Source organism: Aquibium sp. ELW1220, assembly GCF_030398385.1.
In the GTDB taxonomy this organism is placed as follows: domain Bacteria; phylum Pseudomonadota; class Alphaproteobacteria; order Rhizobiales; family Rhizobiaceae; genus Aquibium.
The window spans coordinates 39,161-63,781 of the sequence record NZ_JAOAOQ010000024.1 but is presented as its reverse complement, the minus strand read 5'-3'; the positions used below and the strand labels follow the sequence as shown (position 1 = coordinate 63,781).

The following is a 24,621-nucleotide window of genomic DNA, read 5'->3' as shown; positions in this document are numbered from 1 at the left end:
CCGCGTGCAATCCCGTTCTTGGAAACGATCTTGGCGAGGATGCGGCGAAGCCCGAAGAACGCGGCCTTCGCTAGTCGGGCTCCTCGCCCATGCTGGTGAAGTCGGCCTCGATGCGGCACAGGATTCCCGCCGCCTCGAAGTCGACGGTCACGGCGCTGCTGACGGTTCCGGCAAGGCCGGCCCGGATCAGCCGCGTCCCCGCCCCGCTGCGCGACGGCGGCGAGACCGTCGGCCCTCCGGTCTCCCGCCAGGAGAGCGTGAAGCGTCGAGCGTCCTCGGCGCCCGACACGTCCCATGCAACGTGGACGCGGCCGTTTTCGCTCGACAGCGCGCCATACTTCACCGCGTTGGTGGTCAGCTCGTGCAGGATCAGCGACAGCGACAGCGCCGGGCGCGAGGCGATCTCGACGTCCGGCCCCTCGATGCGGAAGCGCTGGAGCTGTCCGTGCTCGTGGATCTCGGCGGTCATCCGCACGATCTCCCGCACCGATGTCAGGCCGGTCGTCCCGGTGACGAGGCTCTCATGCGCGCGCGACAGGGCCTGCAGCCGCCCGGCGATCGTCGCGCCGGCGGTGGCGATGTCGTTCGAACCCCGTATCGTCTGGTTGACGATCGCCTGGACCATGGCCAACTGGTTTTTCAGCCGGTGGCCGAGCTCGCGGTGGCGCAGCGACTGCAGGCGCTCGGCCTCCACCTGGTCCGACACGTCGTGACCCTGGACGAAGATGCCGCTCACGTCGCCATCCTCGCTCAGGATCGGCTGGTAGATGAAGTCGATATGGTGCTTCACCGGCACCGCATCGCCGAGTTGCCGCAGCATCACCGGCACCTGCTTGCCGATATAGGCTTCGCCCGAGGCATAGACCTGGTCCAGCAGGTCGATGAAGCCCTGTCCCACCACCTCGGGCAGCGCCTGCGCGACGGTCAGCCCGACGAGTTCCCGGCCGCCCACGAGGCTGCGATAGGCGTCGTTGGCCAGAAGGAAGGTATGCGCCGGACCGGCCAGGATGCCGATGAAGCCCGGCGCCTGCTTGAACATGTCGCGCAGCAGTTCGCGCTCGGCGTCGATCGCCTGGTTCGCTGCCTGCACCTGGCGCGCGCGATGCAGCACGCCGGCTTCCACGAACAGCTCGTGCGCCCCGCGTTCGCGCAGCCGCTGCAGCTCGGAGACGTCGACCGTATGCTGGAGGATGTAGCGGAACGTGCCGTCGCGATCGAAGATCGGCGTGTGCGTCGCGCTCCAGTAGCGCATGTTGGGCGGCTCGCCCGGCTCCGAGGTATCGTAGGGAATGACCGCGATGTGATCCTGCTCGTGCGTCGCCAGCACCCGGTCGAGGGAGCGGCGCAGCAGGCGGTAGCTGGCGCTGTCGGTGGAACTGGGGAACGCGTCGAACAGGTAGTGCCCGACGATCTCATGACTGGCCGCGCGGCCGACGACCTTCAGGTAGGACTCGTTGCAGCCGACGATCGTCAGCGCTTCGTCGAAGATGACGTAGGCATTCGGCGAGGCGTTGAACAGGGCTCCAAGATCCAGCGCATGGAGATCGGCATTTCGAAACAGGCTGCGTCTCCAGAAGTCCGGCAATGATGAGCAACGACATTAGACCCGTCTCGCGAGCGGGTCCATGCTGACGAAACGTCAACTTCGCGAATATGTTGCATCGGCGGTGACGCCGGCGCCGACGTCAGCGCGCAGGCGTCCAGAAACCGTCGTGCACCACAGCCGATTCGTCCGAAAGCAGCGGCCCCACCACTTCGACCCTGCGTTGTCCGGCGTCGAAGATGGTACGGCAGGGCAGGTCCATCGTCAGGTTCTCCGGATCGGGGCCGATCAGGTCCTTCAGCGCCTTCTCGCTCATCCCGTGCACCACGCGCCCCACACCCGCCCAGTAGACCGAACCCGCGCACATCGCGCAGGGTTCCGCGCTCGTGTACATGGTGCAGTCCGCCAGGTACTCGGCGCTGAACTTCAGCGACGCCTCCGTCATCAGATTGCGTTCGGCGTGGCCCGTGCGGTCGCCCTTCGTGCCGCAGGTGTTCATCGCCTCCAGCAGCACGTTGCCGTCGGCATCGGCCAGCAGGGCGGCGAAGGGATGGTCCCCGCGCCCGCGCGATTCGGTCGCCAGCACGATCGTGCGGCGAAGCAGTTCGATATCCCGGTCTGCGCTTGTCGGCATGCGAAAATCCCCTCTGTTCCCGCCAGTCCTAACGCCGCCCGGCCGCCCAGGCAAGACCGGCATGAACATGCATTAGGCACATCATCTTGCATGCTCATTTCTTGATCAGCCATCACCGTCGCCTGCACAACGCGGCGGCACTCCCCCCCGATAGCGGACCCTCGAGTCCCGGCGGATCCGTCGTCCCGGAAACTGGCACGGCTCATGCATGGTGTGGGACGAGTAGAAGCGGTCAGGGCGGAAAGGCCCGGGACATTGCTCGGCACCGATGATCTTGCTGGCCAAGGGCATGACATGCCGCTTCTGACTCTGCCTGCCGAAACGCGACCCGAACCACGTCCGCCGTCCGCTCGTCCCGGGCGGGGAGCCGTCGCGTCGGCACTCCATCTCTTCAACAGGGGAATCCCGGAATGCTGAAATCCATCGCTCGTACTCTGCTCGGCGGCGTTTTTGCCGCGACGGCCGCGGTCACCGCCGCCCAGGCGGCCGACAAGGTCGTCTACCAGCTCGACTGGCTGCCCGGCGGCGACAAGGCGCCGATCTACGTCTGCATCCAGAAGGGCTTCTGCGCCGACGCAGGCCTTGACGTCACCATCGAGGGCGGCCGCGGCTCGTCCGAGGCGATCACCAAGATGGCCACCGGCGTCTCCGACATCGGCTCGGCCGGCATCGGCGCGCTGATGGCCGCCAAGGCCGGCGAAGGCGTGCCGGTCACGGCCGTCTTCTCGATCTTCAACAAGGGTCCGCATGCCTTCTACACCATCAAGGGCACGATGGAGACGATCGAGGACGTCAAGGGCAAGACCGTCGCCACCTCGCCCTTCACCGAATCCAACATCTATCTGCCGCTGGTGCTCGCCGACATCGGCCTGACCGAAGCCGACATCACCCTGACCAAGACGGATCCCGGCGCGCTCGGCCCGATGCTGATGACCGGCGGCACCGACGTCATCATCGCCTGGCTCACCGACGTCGCCCGCTACACGGGCCAGGCGAAGGAAGCGGGCAAGGAACTCACCATCCTGCCGTGGTCGGCCGCCGGCCTCGAGCTCTATTCCGCATCGCTGCTCGCCTCCGACAAGTTCCTGACCGAGCGGCCGGACGTCGCCAGGCGCTTCATCGCCGCCTTCAAGAAGTCGGTCGAATTCGCCAAGGCGAACCCGCGCGAGGCGGCCGAGGCCGTGGCGGCGATCGTGCCGGAACTGTCGGTCGAGAACGTCGAGGGCTCCTGGAAGGACGCCAGCGTGCTCGTCTTCAACGAGGTCACCGACAAGGACGGTCTCGGCGCTCTGGAATCCAGCCGTCTCGCCGCGACCTGGGAACGCGTCTCGGCGGCACAGGGCCTCGATCCGGCCAAGCTCGATCCCGAGACGATCGTCGACCGCAGCTTCATGCCCGGGAACTGACGCCATGACCGCCGCGCAGCCCGCCATCGAATTCTCCGACGTCGGCCAGGTCTTCCGCACCGCGTCGGGCGCGCTGGAGGCACTGCGCGGCGTCGACTTGTCCATCGGCCGCCACGAATTCGTGGCGGTCCTCGGTCCCTCGGGCTGCGGCAAGTCCACCTTGCTGCGGCTCACCTCCGGCCTCATCCGCCCGACCAGCGGCGTCGTCTCGGTCTTCGGCCTGCCCGTCGCCGAACCGCGCGACGACATCGGCATCGTCTTCCAGAAGCCGACGCTGCTGCCCTGGGCCAATGTCGAGGACAACGTCGTCTTCCCGGTCCGCCACAAGACCGGCCGCGTCACCCCGGAGGACCGGGCCAATGCCCGCATCATCATCGAGAAGGTGGGGCTGGCCGGCTTCGAGGCGCGCCTGCCGGCCGAACTCTCCGGCGGCATGCAGCAGCGCGTCGGCATCGCCCGGGCGCTGTTCATGAACCCCGACATCCTCCTGATGGACGAGCCCTTCTCGGCGCTCGACGCCCTGACGCGCGAGGAGATGGGCTTCGAACTCCTGCGCATCTGGGAAGCGCAGCCCAAGACCGTGATGTTCATCACCCATTCGATCAGCGAGGCGGTGCTGCTCGCCGACCGCGTGCTCGTCATGAGCGAACGCCCCGGCCACATCGTCGAGAACCTCGTCATCGACCTGCCGCGCCCGCGCGGCATCGAGACCAGCAACCAGAAGGCCATGCATGACTATGTCGGACACCTCCGCGGTCTCCTCCTCAAGCGCGCCGCCTGAAGCGGCCATGCCGGGCCGCTCCTGGTCGGCGTGGTTCGTGCAGACGCCCGGCGTCCTGCCGGCCGCGACCTTCGTCGCCATCATCCTCGTCTGGGAGGCCTCCTGCCGCCTGTTCGAGATCCCGTCCTTCGTGCTGCCCGCGCCGACCCGCATCCTCGGCGGCTTCGACGCGGTTTCGACCGGCCGCTGGGCCGAGCATGTCTGGGCGACGCTCCGGGTCGCGCTGATCGGCTATGTCCTGTCGATCGCCATCTCGCTGCCGATCGCCATCATCCTCGCCCGCTCCGAGATCCTGTCGCGCGCGGTCTATCCGATCCTCGTCGTCGTCCAGTCGACGCCGGTCGTGGCGATCGCGCCGATCATCATCGTGGCGCTCGGCTCCGGCGACCTGCCGCGCGTCGTCATCACCTGCCTGATCACCTTCTTCCCGCTGGTCGTCTCCACCACCACCGGCCTGATGGCGACCCCGCCCGAACTGATCGAACTGTCGCGCAGCCTGCGCGCCCCGGTGATCCGCGAGATCACCCAGATCCGCCTGCCCTTCGCCATTCCCTACATCTTCTCGGCGCTGAAGATCTCCGTCACGCTCGCCGTCATCGGCGCGGTGGTCGCCGAGTTCGTCGCCGCCGACAAGGGTCTCGGCTACTTCATCCAGTTCTCCACCTCCATGTTCCAGGTCCAGCAGGCCTGGGCCGGGCTGATCGTCCTCGTGCTCCTGTCGCTGGTCCTGTTCCAGGCCGTCACCGCGGTGCAGCGCATCTGGTTTCCCTGGAGCCTTCCCACGGAGCGCGCATGACCGATTTCCTCATCAAGGGCGCGCTCGGCATCCTGACCGGGCTGCCAGGCGACGCGGCGCGGGCGACCCGCGACATCCGCGTCAGGGGCGGCGTCATCGCCGAACTGGGCGCGCTCCAGCCGCTGGCGGGCGAGCGCGTCGTCGATGCCTCCGGCGCCGTCGTCACGCCGGGCCTCGTCAACGCCCATCACCATCTGTTCCAGAGCGTGCTCAAGGCCGTGCCCGAGGGCATGAACGCAGCACTTGCCGCCTGGCTGCGCATGGTGCCCTACACCTACTGGGACCGCATCGACGAGGAGGCGCTGCGCGTCTCGGCCACCATCGGGCTTGCCGAACTCGCGCTGTCTGGCGCCACGACCGTCGCCGACCACCACTACTTCTTCTCCGACCGCTACGAATACGACCCCTGCGAGGTCCTGTTCGAGACGGCCGACCGCTTCGGCATCCGCTTCCTGCTCGCCCGCGGCGGCGCCACCAAGGCGCGCAAATTCGACGGCGACGACATCACCCCGCTGCCCACCGAGCCGCTGGAGGTCATGATCGACCGCATCGGCGCGACGGCAAAACGCTGGCACGACGCCTCGCCCGATGCCATGCGCCGCGTCGCCTTCGCGCCGACCACGCCCACCTTCTCGCTCTACGAGGAGGAGCTGAAGCCGGCGGCGGCCGCCGCCCGCTCGATGGGGCTGCGCATCCACACCCATCTCTCCGAGAACATGGACTATGTCGACCACACGCTCAGCTACTACGCCAAGCGCCCGGTGCACTGGCTGGCCGGGCACGACTGGCTCGGCCCCGACGTCTGGTTCGCCCATCTCGTCGAATGCACGCCCGACGAGGTCGCGGTGCTTGCCGAAACCGGCACGGCCATGGCGCACTGCCCGCAGGCCAATTCCCGCCTCGGCTCCGGCATCGCGCCCGCCGACGGCCTGCACGCAGCGGGCGGCATCGTTTCGCTCGCCGTCGACGGCGCCGCCGCCAACGAGGCCGCCGACATGGCGTCGGCCCTCTACCACGCGTTCCAGGTCCACCGCGCCACCAAGGGCGTGACCGCCACCCGCGCCGAGACCGTGCTGCAATGGGCGACGGCTGGCGGCGCGAAAGCGCTCGGCTTCGACACGATCGGCACGATCGAGGTCGGCAAGCAGGCCGACATCGCCATCTTCGACCTCGGCTCGCCGCGCTATTTCGGCCAGCACGACCGCGTGCTCGGGCCGATCGTCTCGGGCGGCGACGCCCGCGTGCGTCATTCCTTCGTCGCAGGCAGGCCCGTCGTCGAAAATTTCGTCCTGCCCTGGCTCGACATGGGCCAGCTTGCCGCCGACGCCGTCCGCGTCGTCGACCGCATCGCCCGCCGGACCTGAGGAGAGGAGATCGAAGGGCCATCGTCCACAGGGAACGCCCGTCCCGCACAGAGCCACATCCCGGAGTAGAAGCAGTCAACGCCCCCGGCAAACGGCACACGGCGTCGGTCATTGCTCCCTTTTTCCAGCGGCCGCGGCCGCGATCGACAGAAACGGAGTACATCCATGGAAAGCACGGCACTCAAGCAGGACTACGGTCTGGCCGAATTGAACAAGGAAGCGACCTTCGGCGGCATGGGCCGGGAAAAGGCGCGCGACGTCCCGCAGATCGACCTGTCGGACTTCGAGAAGCGCAAGCCCGAGATCGCCGATCAGCTCTGGGAAGCCTCGACCGAGATCGGCTTCTTCCAGCTGATCAACCACGGCATCCCGCAGAGCCAGATCGACGAGGCCTTCGAGTTCGCCGAGAAGTTCTTCGATCTCCCGATGGAGACCAAGGGCAAGTACCCGCTCGAGAAGGGCACCAATTCCGGATGGGAGTACAAGGCGCAGGTGCGCCCCTCCACCGGCACCGCCGACAACAAGGAAAGCTACCAGATCACCCTGCCGCGCATGGCGAAACTCTGGCCGACCGGCGAGGAGCTGCCGGGCTTCAAGGCCGTCATGCTCGCCTTCGAGCGGGCCAACTGGGCGCTCGGCATGAAGGTTCTGTCCTGTTTCGCGCTCAAGCTCGGCTTCGCGCCGGACTTCTTCACCGACGCGCACGACCCGATGTCGCCGGAGTACCAGAGCACGCAGCGCATGATCCACTACCTGCCGATGCTCGACGCCAAGCCGGAGGACTTCACCGGCTGGCGCGCCGGCGCCCACACCGACTTCGACTGCCTGACGCTGCTGCACCAGCGGGTCGGTCAGGGCGGGCTCCAGCTCTGCCCCGGCAAGGAGGCCGTCGGCGGCGAACTCGAATGGACCGACGTGGCGCCGCTGCCGGGCGTCGTCACCTGCAACATCGGCGACATGCTGATGCGCTGGTCCGACGACCAGTTGCAGTCGACCCTGCACCGCGTGCGCATGCCGCGCCAGGACGAGTATCTCGGCCCGCGCTACTCGCTGCCCTTCTTCTGCCAGGCCAACAAGGACGCCGTCATCCAGGGCCCGGGGAAGAAGTACGCCCCGATCACCGCGCACGACTATCTCCAGCAGCGCATCGCCGCCAACAGCCTCTGAGGCAATGATATTGTGGATGGCGGGCCAGATGGCCCGCCATCCTTATTTTAGCAAACGCTTGCTTGTTTGTTCCCGCGCAAAGAACGGAGCGCCGCTTTCTCTATCCTCGCCTCATCGACAACCGATGATCCGAAGGAGAAAGACAATGTTCACGCGTCGCCAGGCACTGATCGGAGTGGTGGCCGCCAGCCTTCTGGCCGCCCTGCCGCCGATGACGGCTGCAATGGCCGGCGAGATCGACTTGTCCGCGCTGCCGCGCGAGCGGATCGCGCTCGTCGCGCCGCCCTTCGTCCACGCCCACGAGCAGGTCGCGACGACCGGCCCCCGGGTCATCGAATACACCATGACCATCGAGGAAAAGACCGTCGTCATCGACGACGAGGGCACCACGCTCCAGGGCATGACCTTCAACGGCTCCATCCCCGGCCCGATGATGGTGGTGCACCAAGGTGATTACGTCGAGCTGACGCTGGTCAATCCCGAGACCAACTCCCTGCCGCACAACATCGACTTCCACGCTGCCACCGGCGGGCTGGGCGGCGGCGCGCTGACGCTGATCAATCCCGGCGAGCAGACCACGCTGCGCTTCAAGGCGACGCGCAGCGGCACCTTCGTCTATCACTGCGCGCCCGAAGGCGCGATGATCCCCTGGCACGTCGTGTCGGGCATGAGCGGCACCATCATGGTGCTGCCGCGCGACGGCCTCAAGGACGAGAACGGCAAGCCCCTGCGCTACGAGAAGGTGTTCTACGTCGGCGAGAACGACTTCTACATTCCGCGCGACGAGGCGGGCAACTTCATCTCCTACGAGAGCCCCGGCGACAGCTATGCCGACACGCTTCCGGTCATGCGCGGCCTGATCCCGACCCACGTCGTCTTCAACGGCGCCAAGGGCGCGCTCACGGGCGACAACGCCATGACGTCCAGGGTCGGCGAGACCGTGCTGATCGTCCATTCCCAGGCCAACCGCGACACGCGGCCTCACCTGATCGGCGGCCATGGCGACTACGTCTGGGAAGAAGGCAAGTTCGACAACCCGCCCATGAAGGACCTCGAGACCTGGTTCATCCGCGGCGGATCGGCGGGCGCCGCCCTCTACACCTTCCTGCAGCCGGGCATCTACGCCTACGTCAACCACAACCTGATCGAGGCGGTCGAGCTCGGCGCCACGGCCCACTTCGTGGTCGAGGGCGAGTGGGACGACGACCTGATGAAGCAGGTCGCCGCACCCGGTCCCATCCCGGTGAACTGACGCTGCGCCGACGGCCGCCCGAACCCTCGGGCGGCCTGGCCGCCGGGCGTTCCGCCCCCGGCCGCTCCTTCAGGAGAAGCATCATGCCCTGGCACATCGCCGAAACGGCCGCGGGTGGCGTCGCGGCCGTCGCGCTCTCGATCGCTGCTCTCGCCACCCACGGATCCGACCGGATCGCCGACGCCGTCACCGCGCCCCCGACCGTCGTCATCGAAGCCACCCGCCTCGCCTTTCCCGAGCCCGGCGAGTTCCTCCTCGACGGCCGGCCGATGCCCGCGCCGGTGCGCAGCGCCGACGTTCCAACCTTCGCGATCATGACGCACCAGGTCGGCCTCGCCGACTACGGCCGCTGCGTCGCCGCAGGCCGCTGCACCGCAGCCGACGCAGCAGCGCCCCGCTCCGCACGCGCAGTGCCGGTCACCGGGGTCAGCCATTTCGACGCGGTCGCCTACGCCGCCTGGCTCGGCGAGGTTACCGGCGCGCGCTGGCGCCTGCCTTCGGCGCTGGAAGCGGCAGTCATGGCCGGCGAACGCTTTTCCGCCGAGACCTTTTCCGACGCCGCCGACGACCCGAAGAACCCCGCCGTCGCCTGGATCCGGCGCTACCGCGACGAGGGCGCCGCCAGGCGCCCGGTCGACCCGGATCCGAAACCGTTCGGCACCTACGGTATCAATGCCCTTGGCGTCGCCGATTTCGGCGGCAACGTCTGGGAGTGGACCTCGACCTGCTACGTCCGGGTCGGCCTCGACACCGACCGCGTCACCGAACGCAGCCGCACTGAGAACTGCCGCGTCCACGTTCTGGAGGGCCGTCACCGCGCCATCATGTCCGACTTCGTGCGCGATGGCCGCAGCGGCGGCTGCGCCGTCGGCACCCCGCCCGACAATCTCGGCTTCCGCCTCGTCCGCGAACCGGGCCGGCCGCTCCTCGCCCGCCTGACGCATCGCGCCGCAGCTCTTTTCGGCCGCTGAACCACACGACTTCACGAGAAAGCCTGTCCCATGCACCAGTCCCGCGCCCCCTTGTCGCCTTCCCCCTTGGCCGCGCTGCCGATGGTCGATGGCGTGATCGCGCGGCTGCGCCGGGCCATCGAGGACGCCGGCCTCGACTGCGTCTGCCGCAAGGCCGCAGATGCGGCGCTGGACCGCCTCGACGCCGAGGAGGATCTGCGCGGCCGCACCGCCGACCTCGCCGAAGCCAGGCGCATGCGCGACGCCATCGTGCTGGTGCTCGGGCTTCTGTCCGATCTCGACGACCTGATGCCCGACGAGCCCGACCGGTCGGCCTTCAGCTCCGTCGCCGATCTGTTCCAGGACATTGCGGATTTCGCTGCCTTCGCGGCCATTGCCGCGAGAAGGGCCGGCGCGCGGGGAGATTTCGTATGAGTGGCGTCGACGCACCCGCCGCCGCCGACCGCTTCGCACCGCGTCGGCTTGCGAAGTCCGGCGACCGCTCCCGCGACGGTCGCGGCCGCGTGCGCACCATGCCGCCGATCCTGCACTACGGCTTCAGGCCCTTCTTCTTTCTCGCCGCGGTCCATGCCGGCCTGGCCATTCCCGCCTGGCTCTGGCTCCACCTGCGCGGCGGCGTGCTGCCCGGTTCCTTCGCCGGGCTCGACTGGCACGTGCACGAGATGCTGTTCGGCTATCTCGCCGCCGTCATCGCCGGCTTCCTCCTGACCGCGATCCCCAACTGGACCGGCCGCCTGCCGCTCAGCGGCTGGCCGCTCGCCGGCCTGGTCGGGCTTTGGCTCGCCGGCCGCGCGGCGACGACCCTGCTCGCCGATCCGGTGGCCGCGATGGCCGTCGACCTCGCCTTTCCCTCCGTGCTTGCGCTCTCCGTCTGGCGCGAGGTGCTGGCCGGGCGCAACTGGCGCAACGCGCCCGTCGCCATCATCATCACGCTGTTCGGCGCGGCCAATGCGCTGCATCATGCCGGCAATCTCGATCTCGTGCCGCAAGGCCTCGGAACCCGGCTGGCGCTCGCCGCTGTCGCCATGCTGATTGCACTGATCGGCGGGCGCATCGTGCCGAGCTTCACGCGCAATTTCCTCGCCCGCACCGGAACCGCGTCTCTGCCGACGAGCTTCGGATGGCTGGACAAGGCCGCGCTCGCGGCGACCGGCCTGGCACTGTCGCTCTGGATCGCCGTGCCGGACGAAGCCACCACCGCCGCAGGCATGGCACTCGCCGGCGCGCTGCTGCTTGCCCGGCTCGTTCGCTGGCGCGGCCATCGCACGCTGGGCGAGCCGATCGTGCTGGTCCTGCATCTCGGCTATCTCTGGCTGGCGGCCGCCTTGCTGCTCTTCGGCGCGAGCCTTGCCGGCTTCCTGCCGCAATCCTCGGCGCTCCACGCGCTCACCGCCGGCGCCATCGGCACCATGACGCTGGCCGTCATGACCCGCGCCAGCCTCGGCCACACCGGCCGCGCCATCGTCGCCGACCGATCCGTCCAGGCGATCTACGCCCTCGTCACGCTGGGCGCGGCGCTGCGCGTCGCCGCGCCGCTGGCCCCGGACCTCTACATCCCCCTCCTCGCCACCGGGGGCACCCTCTGGAGCGCTTCCTTCCTCCTCTTCGCCATCCGCTACGCGCCGGTGTTGTGGGGCAGGCGGGCGGCGTGAGCGGGGCCGACGTCGACGCCCACGCATGGCGCCTTCGGCCAGAGCAGGGCCGGTTCAGGACAGTCGGCGAGAGACCACCCACACGCAGCGTCATCCTCTGGCTTGTCCGGAGGATCTGCCATTGGCGACGGGTCGAGCGTTGACCGCCATGCCCGCCTTGCAATGGAGGTAGATCCTCTGGACAGGCCAGAGGCGCCCGCCATGGGCTCAGTCCCGGAGCCGCGATCCTCGGACGCCAGTCCGATAGCAAAAGAAGAGCCGCAACGCCCGGGGGCGTGCGGCTTGGTCGCGGCCTGAATGCCGAACGACAGAAAGAGGGAACAGAGAAGCCACCGCCCCTCATTCCCTATTCCCTATTCGCCATTCGCCATTCGCCCCCGCCTACTCCCCCACCTCCGCGAACAGCGCCTCGAACACCTTCTTCGCCTTGCCGGTCTGCTTCACCGCCTTGGCCGCGTCGAGATTGCCGGGCTCGCCGACGGCGATCAGCGCCACCATGCCCATGGCGTAGTGCGGCGCGCATTTGAGGCCGTAGACGCCTTGCGCGTCGAAAGTCACCGAGATCGGCTCGTTGAACTTGGTCTTGAAGGCAGCGGCGCCCTCCGGGATCATCCCCTTCATCGTCTCGACATTGTGCCCCTTGTCGGTCGGCACGAAATGGACGACGTCGCCGGGGGTCAGCTTGAGGAAGTCCGGCTCGAACACCATCGCACCCTTCTCGCCCTTGTTCAGCATCTTCACCTCGAACTCGGCGGCCTGGGCAACGCCCGTGACGGCAAGAGCTGCGCCGATCGTCAGCGCGGCAATGATCTTGTTCATGATGTCGTTTCCTTTCTTGCGACGGCTGTCATGCAACCGTTGGGCGTGGTGATAGGCCTTGCGGGAAGCCATGACTTTGCGCGATCGCAAACAGCCGCTAGAAAGGCCCGGCACGGACAGGAAGCGAGCCCATGCCGCCACTCGACAGAAGCCTCATCGCCGGCCTGCCCGCCTTCGCCGGCCTGACGGGGGACCAGCTCGACGCGATCCTGTCCCCGGCCCGCTCGGGCCGCTTTGCCCGCGATGCCGAGATCTTCGGCCAGGACGAGGAGGCGACGGCCTTCCACCTGCTCCTGTCGGGCCACGTCCGCGTCGTGCGCACCTCGCCGGAGGGCCACCAGGTGATCGCGCGCTACATCGCCGAGGGTGAACTCTTCGGCATCGCCATGGCGATGGGACGCACCACCTACCCGGCAAGCGCCATCGCGGCGGCCGATTGCGTCGTGCTGACCTGGCCCAACGCCGCCTGGCCCGATCTGCAGGCGCGCGTCCCGGCCTTCGGCGCCTCCGCCTTGCAGACCATCGGCACGCGCCTGCAGGAAACCCAGGCGACCGTCATGGAGATGGCGACCGAGCAGGTCGAACAGCGCATCGCGCGGGCCGTGCTCCGCCTGGTGCAGCAGTCCGGGCGCAAGACGCCGGACGGCATCGAGATCGACTTTCCGATCACCCGCCAGGACATCGCCGAGATGACCGGCACGACCCTGCACACGGTGAGCCGCCTGCTGAGCGGCTGGGAGCAGCGGGGCCTGGTGCGCGGCGGCCGCCAGAAGGTCACGGTCGTCGACCCGCATGCCCTGATGCTGATCGCCGAGAACCGCCGCAAGGGCTGAGTGCGCGGCTCAGCCCGCAATCGCCGCCTCGAGCTCCGCCACGAAGACGACCTCCGCCACGCCGTGTTCGCGGCAGGCGTCGGTGACGGTGTGGAAGCCGCCGATCGGGCAGCCGATGCACAGCATCCCGTGCCGGATCATCACGGCGATGGTCGACGGCCAGCGTCGCATGATCTCGTCGACCGGCATGTCGGGGTCTATCAAGGGGCCGTGCGCCATGCTGTGTCCTCGTCGAACGAAGCACGAAGCATCTCATGGCCGGTCCGGCCGATCGTTGTGCTGGCGCAAACACCAGGCAGCCACCGAAGCGGCCGCGACGGTCAGAGGCGCAACCTGTCGGCGCCTTCCGCGCCGCCCGACTCCGGCACGGGTTCGGGAACGACGGGCACCGGAATGGCTTCCGCTTCCCGCACCCACTCCCGCCAGATCGCCACCAGCAGTGCCATCAGCACCGGCCCGACGAACAGGCCGAGGAAACCCATCGTCTTGACCCCGCCGATCAGGCCGAAGAAGGTCGGCAGGAAGGGCAGGCTGATCGGCCCGCCCACCAGCCGCGGCCGGATCGTCTTGTCGACCACGAAGAGTTCCAGACTGCCCCAGGCGAAGAGGCCGACGCCCGCCACCATCGAACCGCTGGCGACGAGGTAGATCGAGACGAGCGTCATCGACAGCGGCGCGCCGCCGGGCACCAGCGCCAGCAGGCCGGTGATCACGCCCAGCGTCACCGGCGAGGGCACCCCCGCGATCCAGTAGGCGAACCCGAGCACGATGCCTTCGCCGATGGCGATCAGCGTCATTCCGACCACGGTCGAGCGGATCGTCATCGGCACCACGCGCGAGATCCGTTCCCACCGGGCCGGCAGGATCCGCTCGCCGATCGTGTCGAGCTCGCCAGCGAAGCTCTCGCCGTCGCGATAGACGAAGAACAGCACGATCATCATGAACAGCAGCGTCAGGACGACGTCGAAGGCGCCGCTGCCCGTCGCCAGCACCGCCCGGTAGATGTTGCCGATGTTGGCGCCGCTGACCATTTGCGCAAGCTCGCCCAGCGCCCCGGGATGGCCGATGTAGCGGATCCATTGCTCGTCGAGCCACGCCCCCGCCAGGGGGAGCTCGGCGATCCAGGCCGGCGTCGCTGCACCGAGCTCGTTGGTCTCGACGGCCCAGCTGAACCACAGGGCGACTTCGTCCAGCGTGTAGGCGATCGCCACCGCGATCGGAACCACGAGGAAGAAGAGGATCAGCAGGATCGCCAGCGTGGCGCCCAGCGTGCTGCTGCCGCCGATCCGGTCGAGCAGCAGCCGGTAGAGCGGCCAGCTGGCGAATCCGATAACCAGCGCCGCGAGGACCGGCACCAGAAAGTCCTGGAAGAAATAGATCCCGGCAGCGGCGATCAGGACCAAGAGCCAGCGCGCCGCGGAAAGCGGCGGTATCAGCGCCGTCCGCGTCTGGAGCGACGAGCCAAGCCAGGGCTGCTCGCTTCGGTTGGCCCGGGGTTCCATGGATCGGGGCTCGCTGTTGTGCCTCGCTTGTCTCCTAAGTACCGGCCGTTTGCAAGCGCGACGCGGCCGCCGGCCTCTCCCGCGACGGTGCCGCAGCGGAAGGAAGCCTCAGCCGATGGCGCCCACCTGGGGGTGGGACAGGGCGGTGATGATGCCGCGCAGCTCGGCCAGTCCCTTGAGCCGGCCGATCGAGGGATAGCCCGGCTGCGCCCTGCGGTTCAGGTCGTCGAGGATGTCCTGGCCGTGATCGGGCCGCATGGGAATCGACCAGTCGGCTCGCCCGGCGGCCTTGCGGCGCTTTTCCTCGCGCAGCGCAGCCGCCAGCAGCGCCACCATGTCGGTGTCGCCCCCCAGGTGCTCGGCCTCGTAGAAGGATCCCCTGATGTCGGCGGTTTCGCGCTTGACGTTGCGAAGATGCAGGAAATGCACCCGCTCGCCCAGCCGCTCCATCATGCCCGGCAGGTCGTTGTCGGGCCGCGCGCCGAGCGAGCCGCTGCACAGCGTGATGCCGTTGGCCGGCGTGTCCACCGCCGCCATGATGGCCTCGTAGTCCGCCTCCGTCGACATGACGCGCGGCAGCCCGAGCAGGTCGAACGGCGGATCGTCCGGGTGGCAGCACAGCCTGAGGCCGAGATCCTCGGCCACGGGCGCGACCTCGGTCAGGAAGTCGATGAAATGGCTTCGCAGCCGCTCCGCCGGTATCGAGCCGTACTCGTCGAGGTGCCGCCGCACGTCGTCGAGCGTGAAATGCTCGGCCGCACCGGGCAGGCCGAACACGACGTTGCGGGCGAGCGCGTCGCGGTCGGCCTCGCTCATGTCAGCATGGCGCGCCCGTGCGGCGTCGACGATCTCCTCGGGATAGTCGGCGGCAGCGTTGCGGCGGGCCAGGATGTGGATGTCGAAGGCGGCGAAATCGGCATAGTCGAAGCGCATGCAGGTCGCGCCGGTCGGCACGCGCCAGGCCAGCGACGTGCGGGTCCAGTCCAGCACCGGCATGAAATTGTAGCAGATCACCTCGATGCCGGCGTCCGCCAGGTGCTTCAGGCTGATCTTGTAATTGGCGACGTGCTCGCGCCAGGCGCCCTTCTGCTTCTTGATGTCTTCGGAGACAGGCAGGCTTTCAACCACTTCCCAGCGCAGCCCCGAGGGCTCTCCGTCCTTCATCACCGCCAGTTCGCGCTGCCGCCTGGCGATCTCGTCCGGTGACCACACGTCGCCGGTCGGCACGTGATGAAGCGCGGTCACCACACCCTGGACCCCGGCCTGGAGCATGTCGTCGATCGAAACGAGGTCCTTCGGTCCGAACCATCGCCAGGTCTGTCTCATGCGGTTCTCCTCTCGCCGGGCCCTTCTTCTATCCGAAAGCCGCGTGGCGTGGCGATATCAGAACGCGGCGAGCCGCGACATCGGAAAAAGGGGCCCCCGCACCCGCCGGACATGCGCCTCCCCGCGCGGACCAAGCCATCGGGAGAAAGGGATGTTTGAAGGCCGTGCCGGGATGCAGGCCGGCGTCAGGCGACGCGGCCAGGCAGGCGGCCGGCCGGAGGACATCCGCCCTACCGTCCCGCCACGGCTCCGGTCGGAGCCGCAGCGCGGGTCAGTCTGGTCAGATCGCCTGGTAGGCGGCCAGGACGGCTGCGACCTGGCTCGAGTTCATCGACTGGATCTGCGCCGACGTCAGCGCCTGCACCTGGTCCGTGCTCAGATCGCCGATGTCGTCCGCCGACAGGCCGGTGATGCCGGCAGTGCTGATCGCCGCGATGTCGCCGGTCGAGAATTCGGCCAGATCCTCGGTCGCCATGGCTTCGATCTGGCTGCCGCTGAGCGCCGCGGTCTGGGTTTCGGAGAAGGCGCCGATCTGTTCGGCCGTCATCGCCTCGACCTGGGCCGCCGTCAGGCCGGACACCGCATCGGCGCTCAGCGCCGTCACCTGGTCGGTCGTCAGCGCACCGATCTGGTCGGTCGTCATGCCGGCGACCTGCGTCGACGTCAGCGCGCCCACCTGGTCGGTCGACAGGTCTCCGACCTGGTCCGTCGTCAGCGCCGCCACCTGATTGGCGGTCATGGCGCCAACCTGTGCCGTCGACAGGGCACCGATCTGGTCGGTGGTGAGCGCGGCGACAGCGTCGGTCGAGAGGCCGGGGATCGCCTTGGCGTTGATCGCCGAGATGGCATCCGTGGAGAGTTCCGCGATGTCGTCGGCGCCGAGCGCGCCGAGTTGCGTCGCGCTGAGCACCGCCACCTGACCCGTCGTCAGAGCCCCGACCTGATCCGTCGACAGCGCGCCGACCTGGGTGGCCGTGAGCCCGGCGGCCGCTTTCGTCGTCAGCGCACCGACCTGGTCGGTCGTCAGCGCCCCGATCTGGTCCGTCGTCATGGCCGCGACCTGCGTCGCTCCGAGCGCCCCCACCTGCCCGGTGGAGAGATCGCCCACCTGGTCGGTCGTCAGCGCGGCCACCTGGCCGGCGCTCATCGCCGCGACCTGCGTCGTCGTCAGCGCACCGATCTGGTCGGTCGAAAGCGCCGCCACGGCGTCGGTGGAGAGACCGGCGATCGACTTGGCGCTGATCGCGCCGATCCCGTCGGTCGAGAACTCCGCGATGTCGTCGGCGCCGAGCGCACCGAGCTGCGTCGCACTCATCGCCCCGATCTGGCCCGTCGTCAGTGCCCCCACCTGGTCGGTGCTCATGGCGCCCACCTGCGCCGCGGTCAGGCCGACGACCGCCTTGGCGCTGAGCGCGCCCACCTGGTCGGTCGTCAGAGCGCCGACCTGGTCCGTGGTCATGGCCGCCACCTGCGTCGCCGTCAGCGCGCCGACCTGGTCAGTGGACAGGTCGCCGATCTGGTCGGTGGTCAGAGCAGCCACCTGGCTCGCCTTCATGGCGGCGACCTGGCCGGTCGAAAGTGCGCCGAGCTGATCGGTCGTGAGCGCCGCGACCACGTCGGTCGACAGGCCCGAGATCGACTTGGCGTTGATCGCGCCGATCGCGTCGGTCGAGAACTCGGCGACGTCGTCGGCGCCGAGTGCACCGAGCTGGGTGGCACTCATGGCCCCGATCTGGGTCGTCGTCAGCGCGCCTGCCTGGTCGGTGCTCAGCGCCTCGATCTGGGCCGGCTTGAGGCCGGTGATCGCCTTGGCGCTCAGCGCAGCCACCTGGTCGGTGGTCAGCGCACCGATCTGGTCCGTGGTCAGGGAGCCTGCCTGCTCGGCCGTCAGGGCGCCGATCTGGCCGGTCGAAAGGTCGCCGATCTGGTCGGTCGTGAACGCCGCCACCTGCGTGCCCTTGAGCGCCGCGATCTGGCCGTTCGTCAGCGCGCCGATCTGATCCGTCGAAAGCGCGGCCACCGCATCGGTCGACAATCCGGAAATTGCCTTGGTGCTGGTCGCAGCGATGTCGTCGGTCGTGAACTCGGCGATGTCGTCGGCTCCGATGGCAGCGATCTGTGTCGCGCTCAGCGCCGAGACCTGGGTCGTGGACAGCGCTTCCACCTGGTCGGTGCTCATCGCGCCGATCTGCGTCGCCGTAAGACCCGTCACCGCCTTGGCGCTCAGGGCCGTGACCTGATCGGTGGTCAGCGCGCCGACCTGGTCGGTCGTCAAAGCCCCCACCTGCGCCGCCGTCAGCGCACCGACCTGGCCGGTCGACAGGTCGCCGATCTGGTCGGTCGTGAACGCAGCCACCTGGCTCGGCTTGAGCGCCGCCATCTGGCCGTTCGTCAGCGCCCCGATCTGGTCCGTGGAAAGCGCCGCGATCGCGTCGTTCGAGAGACCGGAAATGGCCTTGGTGCTCATGCCGGCGATCTCGTCGGTCGAGAACTCGGCGATGTCATCGGCGCCCAGCGCGCCGAGCTGCGTCGCGCTCAGGGCGCCAGACTGGGCGGTGTCCAGCGCCGCGACCTGGTCGGTGCTCATGGCGCCGATCTGCGTCGCCGTCAGGCCCGTCACCGCCTTGGCGCTCAGCGCCGCCACCTGGTCGGTCGTCAGCGCGCCGATCTGATCCGTCGTCATGCCGGCGACCTGCGCAGACGTGAGCGCGCCGACCTGGTCGGTCGACAGGTAGCCGATCTGGTCGGTCGTCAGCGCCGCCACCTGGCTCGTCTTCATGCCCGCGACCTGGCCGGTCGTCAGGGCGCCCACCTGGTCCTCAGACAGTGCCGCGACCGCATCGGCCGTGAGCCCGCCGATCGACTTGGCGCTGATCGCGCCGATCGCATCGGTCGAGAGTTCCGCAATGTCGTCAGCGCCCAGCGCGCCAAGCTGCTTGTCGTTCAGCGCCGCGATCTGGCCGGTCGTCAGCGCGCCGACCTGGTCGGTCGACAGCGCGCCCACCTGGGTCGAGGTCAGGCCGGCGACGGCCTTGACGCTCAGCGCGCCCACCTGGTCTGTGGTCAGTGCGCCGACCTGGTCCGTCGTCAGCGACGTCACCTGCGCCGCCGTCAGCGCGCCGACCTGGTCGGTCGACAGGTAGCCGATCTGGTCCGTCGTCAGCGCCGCCACCTGGCTCGGCTTCATGCCGGCGACCTGGCCGGTCGTCAGGGCGCCCACCTGGTCTTCGGAGAGCGCAGCCACCGCATCGGTCGACAGGCCTCCGATCGACTTGGCGCTGATCGCCGTGATCGCGTCGGTCGAGAGTTCGGCGATGTCGTCGGCGCCGAGCGCGCCGAGCTGCTTGTCATTCAGCGCCGCGATCTGCCCCGTCGTCAGCGCACCCACCTGGTCGGTCGACAGCGCGCCGACCTGGGTCGAGGTCAGGCCGGTGACGGCCTTCACGCTCAGCGCGCCCACCTGGTCGGTGGTCAGTGCGCCGATCTGGTCCGTCGTCAGCGACGTGGCCTGCGCGGCCGTCAGCGCGCCGACCTGGTCGGTGGAGAGATAGCCGATCTGGTCCGTCGTCAGCGCGGCCACCTGCTTGGCGGTCAGGGACGAGACCTGTCCGGTCGACAGCGCGCCGACCTGGTCTTCCGACAGCGCCGCGACCGCATCGGTCGACAGGCCGCCGATCGACTTGGCGCCGATCGCCGAAATCGCGTCGGTCGAAAGCTCGGCGATGTCGTCGGCGCCGAGCGCGCCGAGCTGCTTGTCATTGAGCGCCGCGACCTGACCCGTCGTCAGCGCACCCACCTGATCGGTGGTCAAGGCGCCGACCTGCGTCGCCGTCATGCCCGTGATGGCCTTGGTGCTCAGCGCCGCAACCTGGTCGGTCGTCAGCGCCCCGATCTGGTCGGCCGTCAGGGAGCCGACCTGCTCCGCCGTCATGGCGCCGACCTGATCGGTCGAGAGGTAGCCGATCTGGTCGGTCGTCATCGCGGCCACCTGCGTCCCCTTCAGGGCCGCGACCTGGCCGGTCGACAGCGCGCCGACCTGGTCCTCCGTCAGCGCCGCAACCGCATCGGTCGACAGGCCGGATATGGACTTGGTGCTGATCGCCGTGATCGCATCGGTGGACAGTTCGGCGACATCGTCGGCACCGAGCGCGCCCAGCTGCTTGTCATTGAGAGCCGCGATCTGGCCGGTCGTCAACGCACCGACCTGGTCGGTCGAAAGCGCACCCACCTGCGTCGCCGTCAGGCCCGTCACCGCCTTGGCGCTCAGTGCGGCCACCTGGTCCGTGGTCAGCGCGCCGATCTGGTCCGTCGTCAGCGCGCCCGTCTGCGCCGCCGTCAGCGCACCCACCTGGTCCGTGGAGAGATAGCCGATCTGGTCGGTGGTCAGGGCGGCCACCTGGGTCGTCTTCATGCCGGCGATCTGGCCCGTGGTCAGGGCCCCCACCTGGTCTTCCGTCAGCGCCGCCACCGCATCGGTCGACAGCCCGCCGATCGCCTTCGCGCTGATCGCCGTGATCGCGTCGGTCGAAAGCTCGGCGACGTCGTCGGCGCCGAGCCCGCCGAGCTGCTTGTCATTCAGCGCCGCGATCTGGCCCGTCGTCAGCGCACCCACCTGGTCGGTCGTGAGCGCCCCCACCTGCGTCGCGGTGAGGCCGGCGACGGCCTTGGCGCTCAATGCGCCGACCTGGTCCGTCGTCAGCGCACCCACCTGGTCCGTCGTCAGCGCAGCCACCTGCGTCGACGTCATGGCGCCGACCTGGTCCGTCGACAGGTAGCCGATCTGGTCCGTCGTAAGCGCCGCGACCTGCTTGCTGGAAAGCGCGGCGACCTGGCCGTTCGTCAGGGCGCCGATCTGGTCCTCCGACAGCGCCGCGACCGCATCCGTCGACAGGCCGGAAATCGCCTTGGTGCTGATCGCCGTCACCGCGTCGGTCGAGAGTTCCGCGATGTCGTCGGCGCCGAGCGCGCCGAGCTGCTTGTCATTCAGCACCGCGACCTGCCCGGTCGTCAGCGCGCCCACCTGGTCGGTCGACAGCGCGCCCACCTGGCCGGCCGTCAGCCCGGTCGCCGCCTTGGTGCTGATCGCCGCGATCTGGTCGGTCGACAGCGCACCGATCTGGTCCGTGGTCAGCGCGCCCACCTGCGCCGCCGTCAGCGCACCCACCTGGTCGGTGGAGAGGTAGCCGATCTGGTCGGTCGTCAGCGCCGCGACCTGCTTGGTGCTCAGCGCCGAAACCTGGCCGGTCGTCAATGCCCCGACCTGATCTTCGGAGAGGGCCGCGACCGCCTCGGTCGAAAGACCGGAAATCGCCTTGGTGCTGATCGCCGCGATCTCGTCGGTCGAGAATTCCGCAATGTCGTCGGCGCCCAGCGCGCCGAGCTGCGATGCGCTCAGGGCGCCCGTCTGGCCCGTATCGAGCGCCTCGAGCTGGTCCGTGCTCATGGCGCCGATCTGGGCGGCCGTGAGCCCCGTCACGGCCTTGTCGCTCAATGCCCCCACCTGGTCGGTCGTCAGCGCCCCGATCTGGTCCGTCGTCAGCGCACCCACCTGTTCCGCGGTCAAGGCCCCGATCTGGTCGGTCGTCAGATCACCGATCTGGTCCGTCGTCAGCGCCGCGACCTGTGTCCCCTTGAGAGCCGAGACCTGGCCGGTCGTCAGCGCCCCCAGCTGGTCTGTCGTCAAGGCAGCGACGGCATCGGTCGACAACCCGCCGATCGACTTGGCGCTGATCGCGCCGATGGCGTCGGTCGACAGTTCCGCGATGTCGTCGGCGCCCAGCGCGCCGAGCTGCTTGTCGTTCAGCGCCGCGATCTGACCGGTCGTCAGCGCACCCACCTGGTCGGTGGAGAGCGCACCGACCTGGGTCGTCGTCAGGCCGGTCACGGCCTTCGTGCTCAGCGCACCCACCTGGTCCGTCGTCAGAGCGCCGATCTGGTCGGTGGTCAGCGCGCCGGCCTGCGCCGCCGTCAGCGCACCCACCTGGTCGGTCGACAGATAGCCGATCTGGTCGGTCGTCAGAGCCGCCACCTGGGTCGTCTTCATGCCCGCGATCTGGCCCTTCGTCAGGGCCCCCACCTGGTCTTCCGTCAGTGCCGCCACCGCATCGGTCGACAGGCCGCCGATCGACTTGGCGCCGATGGCGCCGATCGCGTCGGTCGAGAGTTCCGCAATGTCGTCAGCGCCGAGTGCGCCCAATTGCTTGTCGTTCAGCGCGGAAATCTGGCTGGTCGTCAGCGCGCCCACCTGGTCGGTTGACAGCGCGCCCACCTGCGTCGCCGTCAGGCCCGTCACCGCCTTGGCGCTCAGCGCCGCCACCTGGTCGGTCGAAAGCGCGCCGATCTGGTCGGTCGTGAGAGCGCCGACCTGCGCCGACGTCAGCGCGCCCACCTGGTCGGTCGAGAGGTAGCCGATCTGGTCGGTGGTCAGCGCGGCCACCTGGGTCCCTTTCAGGCTGGAAATCTGGCCGGTCGTCAGCGCACCGACCTGATCTTCGGTGAGTGCCGCCACAGCATCGGTGGACAGGCCACCGATCGACTTGGCGCTGATCGCACCGATCGCGTCGGTCGACAGTTCCGCGATGTCGTCGGCACCCAGCGCGCCGAGCTGCTTGTCGTTCAGCGCGGAAATCTGGCTGGTCGTCAGCGCGCCCACCTGATCGGTCGACAGCGCGCCAACCTGCGTCGAGGTCAGGCCCGTCACCGCCTTGGCGCTCAGCGCCGCGACCTGGTCGGTCGACAGTGCGCCCACCTGGTCCGTCGTCAGGGCGCCGGTCTGCGCGGCCGTCAGGGCACCCACCTGGTCGGTGGAGAGGTAGCCGATCTGGTCGGTGGTCAGCGCCGCCACCTGCTTGGTGCCCAGCGACGAGACCTGGGCGTTCGTCAGAGCGCCGATCTGGTCTTCGGTCAGCGCCGCGACCGCGTCCGTCGTCAGACCGGAGATCGCCTTGGTATTGATCGAGCCGATGGCGTCGGTCGACAGTTCCGCAACATCGTCCGCGCCCAGCGCGCCGAGCTGCGCGGCACTCAGCGCCTTGATCTGGGTCGTCGTCAGCGCGCCGACCTGGTCGGTGCTCAGCGCCTCGACCTGGGTCGCCTTCAGGCCGGTCACGGCCTTCGCGCTCAGCGCGGCCGTCTGGTCGGTCGTCAGCGCGCCCACCTGATCCGTCGTCAGTGCGCCAGCCTGGGCAGCCGTGAGCGCGCCAACCTGGCCGGTCGAGAGGTAGCCGACCTGGTCCGTGGTCAGCGCCGCCACCTGCTTGGCGCTCAGTGCGGCGACCTGGCCGTTGCTCAGCGCCCCGATCTGATCTTCCGACAGCGCGGCGACCGCATCGGTCGACAGACCGGAAATCGCCTTGGTGCTGATCGCCGCGATCGCGTCGGTGGAGAGTTCGGCGATGTCGTCGGCGCCGAGCGCGCCGAGCTGCTTGTCGTTCAGCGACTTGATCTGTGCCGTGGTCAGGGCGCCGACCTGGTCGGTGCTCAGCGCCGCGACCTGCGTCGCCTTGAGACCCGCGACCGCCTTCGCGCTCAGCGCGCCGACCTGGTCCGTGGTCAGGGCGCCGATCTGGTCGTTGGTCATCGCCGCGACCTGGGTCGCCGTCAGTGCGCCCACCTGGTCGGTCGTCAGGGCTCCGATCTGGTCCGTCGTCATCGCGCCGATCTGGCTCGGCTTCATTCCGGCGATCTGGCCGGTCGTCAGCGCCCCGAGCTGGTCTTCCGAAAGCGCCGCCACGGCGTCGTTGGACAGGCCGGAGATGGCCTTGGCGTTGATCGCCGCGATCTCGTCGGTGGTGAATCCTGCGATGTCGTCGGCGCCGAGCGCACCGATCTGGGTGGCGTTGAGGGCCGCGATCTGCTCGGCGTCGAGCGCCTCGATCTGGTCCGTCGTCAGGGCGCCGATCTGGCTGCTGCTGAGCGCCGCCACCTGCGTCTTGCCCAGCGCCTGGATCTTCGTCTCGTCGAGCACCGCCAGCTGGTCGACCGTCAGGCCCTTCACGGATCCGGCCGCGATCGACTTGAGCTGGTCTTCGCTGAGCGCCTCGAAGTCCTCGACCTCGAGAGCCCCGACCTGCTGCGCGCTCAGCGCGCCGACCTGGGCCGTGCTGAGTTCCGCAATGTCCTCGGTCGTCAGCGAGGCGATCGTGGAGGTCGACATCGACCGGATCTGTGCCACGGAGAAAGACGAAACGATCGATGTCATCTACGGCGCCCTTGCTTTACACGGTTACACCAGTCGCATCTCTGCCGAGGCGAAACACGCGCCGTTCATCCGGCTTCGCGTGCACTGCGCCTGCTGTCGACGATTGCCGTTCGGCACGCGCCCGATGGCGACGGCCGTCCGGGCATCCTTGCGGATGCGACCTCATGCTGCCTGAGACATGGCTCTCTCGCAGGAGCCTGGGCGCGGGAGATGCATCATGCATGCGAAGCGCGCTGCGCTTCGGTCCCGAGCCTGTGTATGCGACGTCTTTCCAGGGGAAGTTTGCGTCACCCGTTTTCCGTCCCGGAGGCTGCAAGACGAGCGGCCTCGGGACGGAGTCCCTTACAAAACGTTTAGCAGGGGATTTGCTAATTT

At 68.8% G+C, this 24,621-nt stretch carries 18 protein-coding genes; 11 read left to right on the top strand and 7 right to left on the bottom strand.

The genetic code is table 11. The annotated features are described in order from the left end of the window. Nucleotides 1-70 precede the first annotated feature (70 nt). Together N1F91_RS19915 and N1F91_RS19910 are read right to left on the bottom strand one after the other, a co-directional pair. A complete protein-coding gene (locus tag N1F91_RS19915; RefSeq protein ID WP_289994869.1) occupies nucleotides 71-1,585 on the bottom strand; it encodes a PAS domain-containing protein in 1,515 nt (504 codons plus the stop codon). A 100-nt stretch (nucleotides 1,586-1,685) separates the two neighbouring features. Continuing rightward, nucleotides 1,686-2,177: a nucleoside deaminase gene (locus N1F91_RS19910; protein WP_289994868.1), complete on the bottom strand. Its 492-nt coding sequence runs from the start codon at nucleotides 2,175-2,177 to the stop codon at nucleotides 1,686-1,688. A gap of 410 nt (nucleotides 2,178-2,587) precedes the next feature. Between N1F91_RS19910 and N1F91_RS19905 the strand changes: the two genes are divergently transcribed. From N1F91_RS19905 to N1F91_RS19865, 9 genes are all read left to right on the top strand, one after another. Further along, nucleotides 2,588-3,583 (top strand): ABC transporter substrate-binding protein, encoded by a 996-nt coding sequence (locus N1F91_RS19905; RefSeq protein ID WP_289994867.1) that lies wholly within the window; start codon nucleotides 2,588-2,590, stop codon nucleotides 3,581-3,583. A 4-nt stretch (nucleotides 3,584-3,587) separates the two neighbouring features. Further along, nucleotides 3,588-4,364 (top strand): ABC transporter ATP-binding protein, encoded by a 777-nt coding sequence (locus N1F91_RS19900; protein WP_289994866.1) that lies wholly within the window; start codon nucleotides 3,588-3,590, stop codon nucleotides 4,362-4,364. Nucleotides 4,365-4,371: 7 nt separating this feature from the next. Then, entirely contained in the window at nucleotides 4,372-5,160 is a 789-nt protein-coding gene (locus N1F91_RS19895; RefSeq protein WP_289994915.1) for an ABC transporter permease, read from the top strand. Continuing rightward, nucleotides 5,157-6,524 carry an amidohydrolase family protein gene (locus N1F91_RS19890; RefSeq protein ID WP_289994864.1) on the top strand — a complete coding sequence of 456 codons (1,368 nt, stop codon included), beginning with the start codon at nucleotides 5,157-5,159 and terminating at the stop codon, nucleotides 6,522-6,524. The genes N1F91_RS19895 and N1F91_RS19890 overlap by 4 nt, the downstream gene beginning before the upstream one ends. A 165-nt stretch (nucleotides 6,525-6,689) precedes the next feature. Next, a complete protein-coding gene (locus tag N1F91_RS19885) occupies nucleotides 6,690-7,691 on the top strand; it encodes a 2-oxoglutarate and iron-dependent oxygenase domain-containing protein (RefSeq protein ID WP_289994861.1) in 1,002 nt (333 codons plus the stop codon). Nucleotides 7,692-7,836: 145 nt separating this feature from the next. Continuing rightward, the gene (gene nirK / locus N1F91_RS19880; protein WP_289994860.1) at nucleotides 7,837-8,943 is read left to right on the top strand and encodes a copper-containing nitrite reductase; all 1,107 of its coding nucleotides are present in this window, start codon (nucleotides 7,837-7,839) and stop codon (nucleotides 8,941-8,943) included. 83 nt (nucleotides 8,944-9,026) lie between these two features. Continuing rightward, the gene (locus N1F91_RS19875) at nucleotides 9,027-9,914 is read left to right on the top strand and encodes an SUMF1/EgtB/PvdO family nonheme iron enzyme (RefSeq protein WP_289994859.1); all 888 of its coding nucleotides are present in this window, start codon (nucleotides 9,027-9,029) and stop codon (nucleotides 9,912-9,914) included. Between the two features lie 30 nt (nucleotides 9,915-9,944). Then, complete coding sequence (locus N1F91_RS19870) at nucleotides 9,945-10,328, top strand: hypothetical protein (protein WP_289994857.1); 384 nt, start codon at nucleotides 9,945-9,947, stop codon at nucleotides 10,326-10,328. Further along, on the top strand, nucleotides 10,325-11,566 hold the full coding sequence (locus N1F91_RS19865) for an NnrS family protein (RefSeq protein ID WP_289994856.1): 1,242 nt from the start codon (nucleotides 10,325-10,327) through the stop codon (nucleotides 11,564-11,566). Before N1F91_RS19870 ends, N1F91_RS19865 begins: the two co-directional genes overlap by 4 nt. A 381-nt stretch (nucleotides 11,567-11,947) precedes the next feature. On the opposite strand, the gene N1F91_RS19860 is transcribed toward N1F91_RS19865, so the two are convergent. After that, complete coding sequence (locus N1F91_RS19860; protein WP_289994855.1) at nucleotides 11,948-12,385, bottom strand: pseudoazurin; 438 nt, start codon at nucleotides 12,383-12,385, stop codon at nucleotides 11,948-11,950. A gap of 131 nt (nucleotides 12,386-12,516) precedes the next feature. Here N1F91_RS19860 and N1F91_RS19855 point away from each other — a divergent pair, with 131 nt between their 5' ends. Further along, nucleotides 12,517-13,218 carry a Crp/Fnr family transcriptional regulator gene (locus N1F91_RS19855; RefSeq protein ID WP_289994854.1) on the top strand — a complete coding sequence of 234 codons (702 nt, stop codon included), beginning with the start codon at nucleotides 12,517-12,519 and terminating at the stop codon, nucleotides 13,216-13,218. Between the two features lie 9 nt (nucleotides 13,219-13,227). On the opposite strand, the gene N1F91_RS19850 is transcribed toward N1F91_RS19855, so the two are convergent. From N1F91_RS19850 to N1F91_RS19835, 4 genes are all read right to left on the bottom strand, one after another. Further along, entirely contained in the window at nucleotides 13,228-13,437 is a 210-nt protein-coding gene (locus N1F91_RS19850) for a DUF1858 domain-containing protein (protein WP_289994853.1), read from the bottom strand. A 101-nt stretch (nucleotides 13,438-13,538) separates the two neighbouring features. After that, nucleotides 13,539-14,720: an AI-2E family transporter gene (locus N1F91_RS19845; protein ID WP_289994852.1), complete on the bottom strand. Its 1,182-nt coding sequence runs from the start codon at nucleotides 14,718-14,720 to the stop codon at nucleotides 13,539-13,541. Nucleotides 14,721-14,828: 108 nt separating this feature from the next. Further along, on the bottom strand, nucleotides 14,829-16,046 hold the full coding sequence (uxuA, locus tag N1F91_RS19840; RefSeq protein ID WP_289994850.1) for a mannonate dehydratase: 1,218 nt from the start codon (nucleotides 16,044-16,046) through the stop codon (nucleotides 14,829-14,831). A 280-nt stretch (nucleotides 16,047-16,326) separates the two neighbouring features. Beyond that, nucleotides 16,327-24,201, bottom strand: coding sequence for a hypothetical protein (locus N1F91_RS19835; protein WP_289994848.1), 7,875 nt, complete (start codon nucleotides 24,199-24,201; stop codon nucleotides 16,327-16,329). Between N1F91_RS19835 and N1F91_RS19830 the strand changes: the two genes are divergently transcribed. Next, nucleotides 24,188-24,421, top strand: coding sequence for a hypothetical protein (locus tag N1F91_RS19830; protein WP_289994846.1), 234 nt, complete (start codon nucleotides 24,188-24,190; stop codon nucleotides 24,419-24,421). The two genes, N1F91_RS19835 and N1F91_RS19830, sit on opposite strands and share 14 nt — an antisense overlap. Nucleotides 24,422-24,621 lie beyond the last annotated feature (200 nt).

Excerpts from the sequence above, each read along its gene's own strand:
- N1F91_RS19910 (WP_289994868.1), bottom strand. The coding sequence starts at position 2,177 with ATGCCGACAAGCGCAGACCGGGATATCGAACTGCTTCGCCGCACGATC.
- N1F91_RS19905 (WP_289994867.1), top strand. The coding sequence starts at position 2,588 with ATGCTGAAATCCATCGCTCGTACTCTGCTCGGCGGCGTTTTTGCCGCG.
- N1F91_RS19900 (WP_289994866.1), top strand. The coding sequence starts at position 3,588 with ATGACCGCCGCGCAGCCCGCCATCGAATTCTCCGACGTCGGCCAGGTC.
- N1F91_RS19895 (WP_289994915.1), top strand. The coding sequence starts at position 4,372 with ATGCCGGGCCGCTCCTGGTCGGCGTGGTTCGTGCAGACGCCCGGCGTC.
- N1F91_RS19890 (WP_289994864.1), top strand. The coding sequence starts at position 5,157 with ATGACCGATTTCCTCATCAAGGGCGCGCTCGGCATCCTGACCGGGCTG.
- N1F91_RS19885 (WP_289994861.1), top strand. The coding sequence starts at position 6,690 with ATGGAAAGCACGGCACTCAAGCAGGACTACGGTCTGGCCGAATTGAAC.
- nirK (WP_289994860.1), top strand. The coding sequence starts at position 7,837 with ATGTTCACGCGTCGCCAGGCACTGATCGGAGTGGTGGCCGCCAGCCTT.
- N1F91_RS19875 (WP_289994859.1), top strand. The coding sequence starts at position 9,027 with ATGCCCTGGCACATCGCCGAAACGGCCGCGGGTGGCGTCGCGGCCGTC.
- N1F91_RS19870 (WP_289994857.1), top strand. The coding sequence starts at position 9,945 with ATGCACCAGTCCCGCGCCCCCTTGTCGCCTTCCCCCTTGGCCGCGCTG.
- N1F91_RS19865 (WP_289994856.1), top strand. The coding sequence starts at position 10,325 with ATGAGTGGCGTCGACGCACCCGCCGCCGCCGACCGCTTCGCACCGCGT.
- N1F91_RS19860 (WP_289994855.1), bottom strand. The coding sequence starts at position 12,385 with ATGAACAAGATCATTGCCGCGCTGACGATCGGCGCAGCTCTTGCCGTC.
- N1F91_RS19855 (WP_289994854.1), top strand. The coding sequence starts at position 12,517 with ATGCCGCCACTCGACAGAAGCCTCATCGCCGGCCTGCCCGCCTTCGCC.
- N1F91_RS19850 (WP_289994853.1), bottom strand. The coding sequence starts at position 13,437 with ATGGCGCACGGCCCCTTGATAGACCCCGACATGCCGGTCGACGAGATC.
- N1F91_RS19845 (WP_289994852.1), bottom strand. The coding sequence starts at position 14,720 with ATGGAACCCCGGGCCAACCGAAGCGAGCAGCCCTGGCTTGGCTCGTCG.
- uxuA (WP_289994850.1), bottom strand. The coding sequence starts at position 16,046 with ATGAGACAGACCTGGCGATGGTTCGGACCGAAGGACCTCGTTTCGATC.
- N1F91_RS19835 (WP_289994848.1), bottom strand. The coding sequence starts at position 24,201 with ATGTCGACCTCCACGATCGCCTCGCTGACGACCGAGGACATTGCGGAA.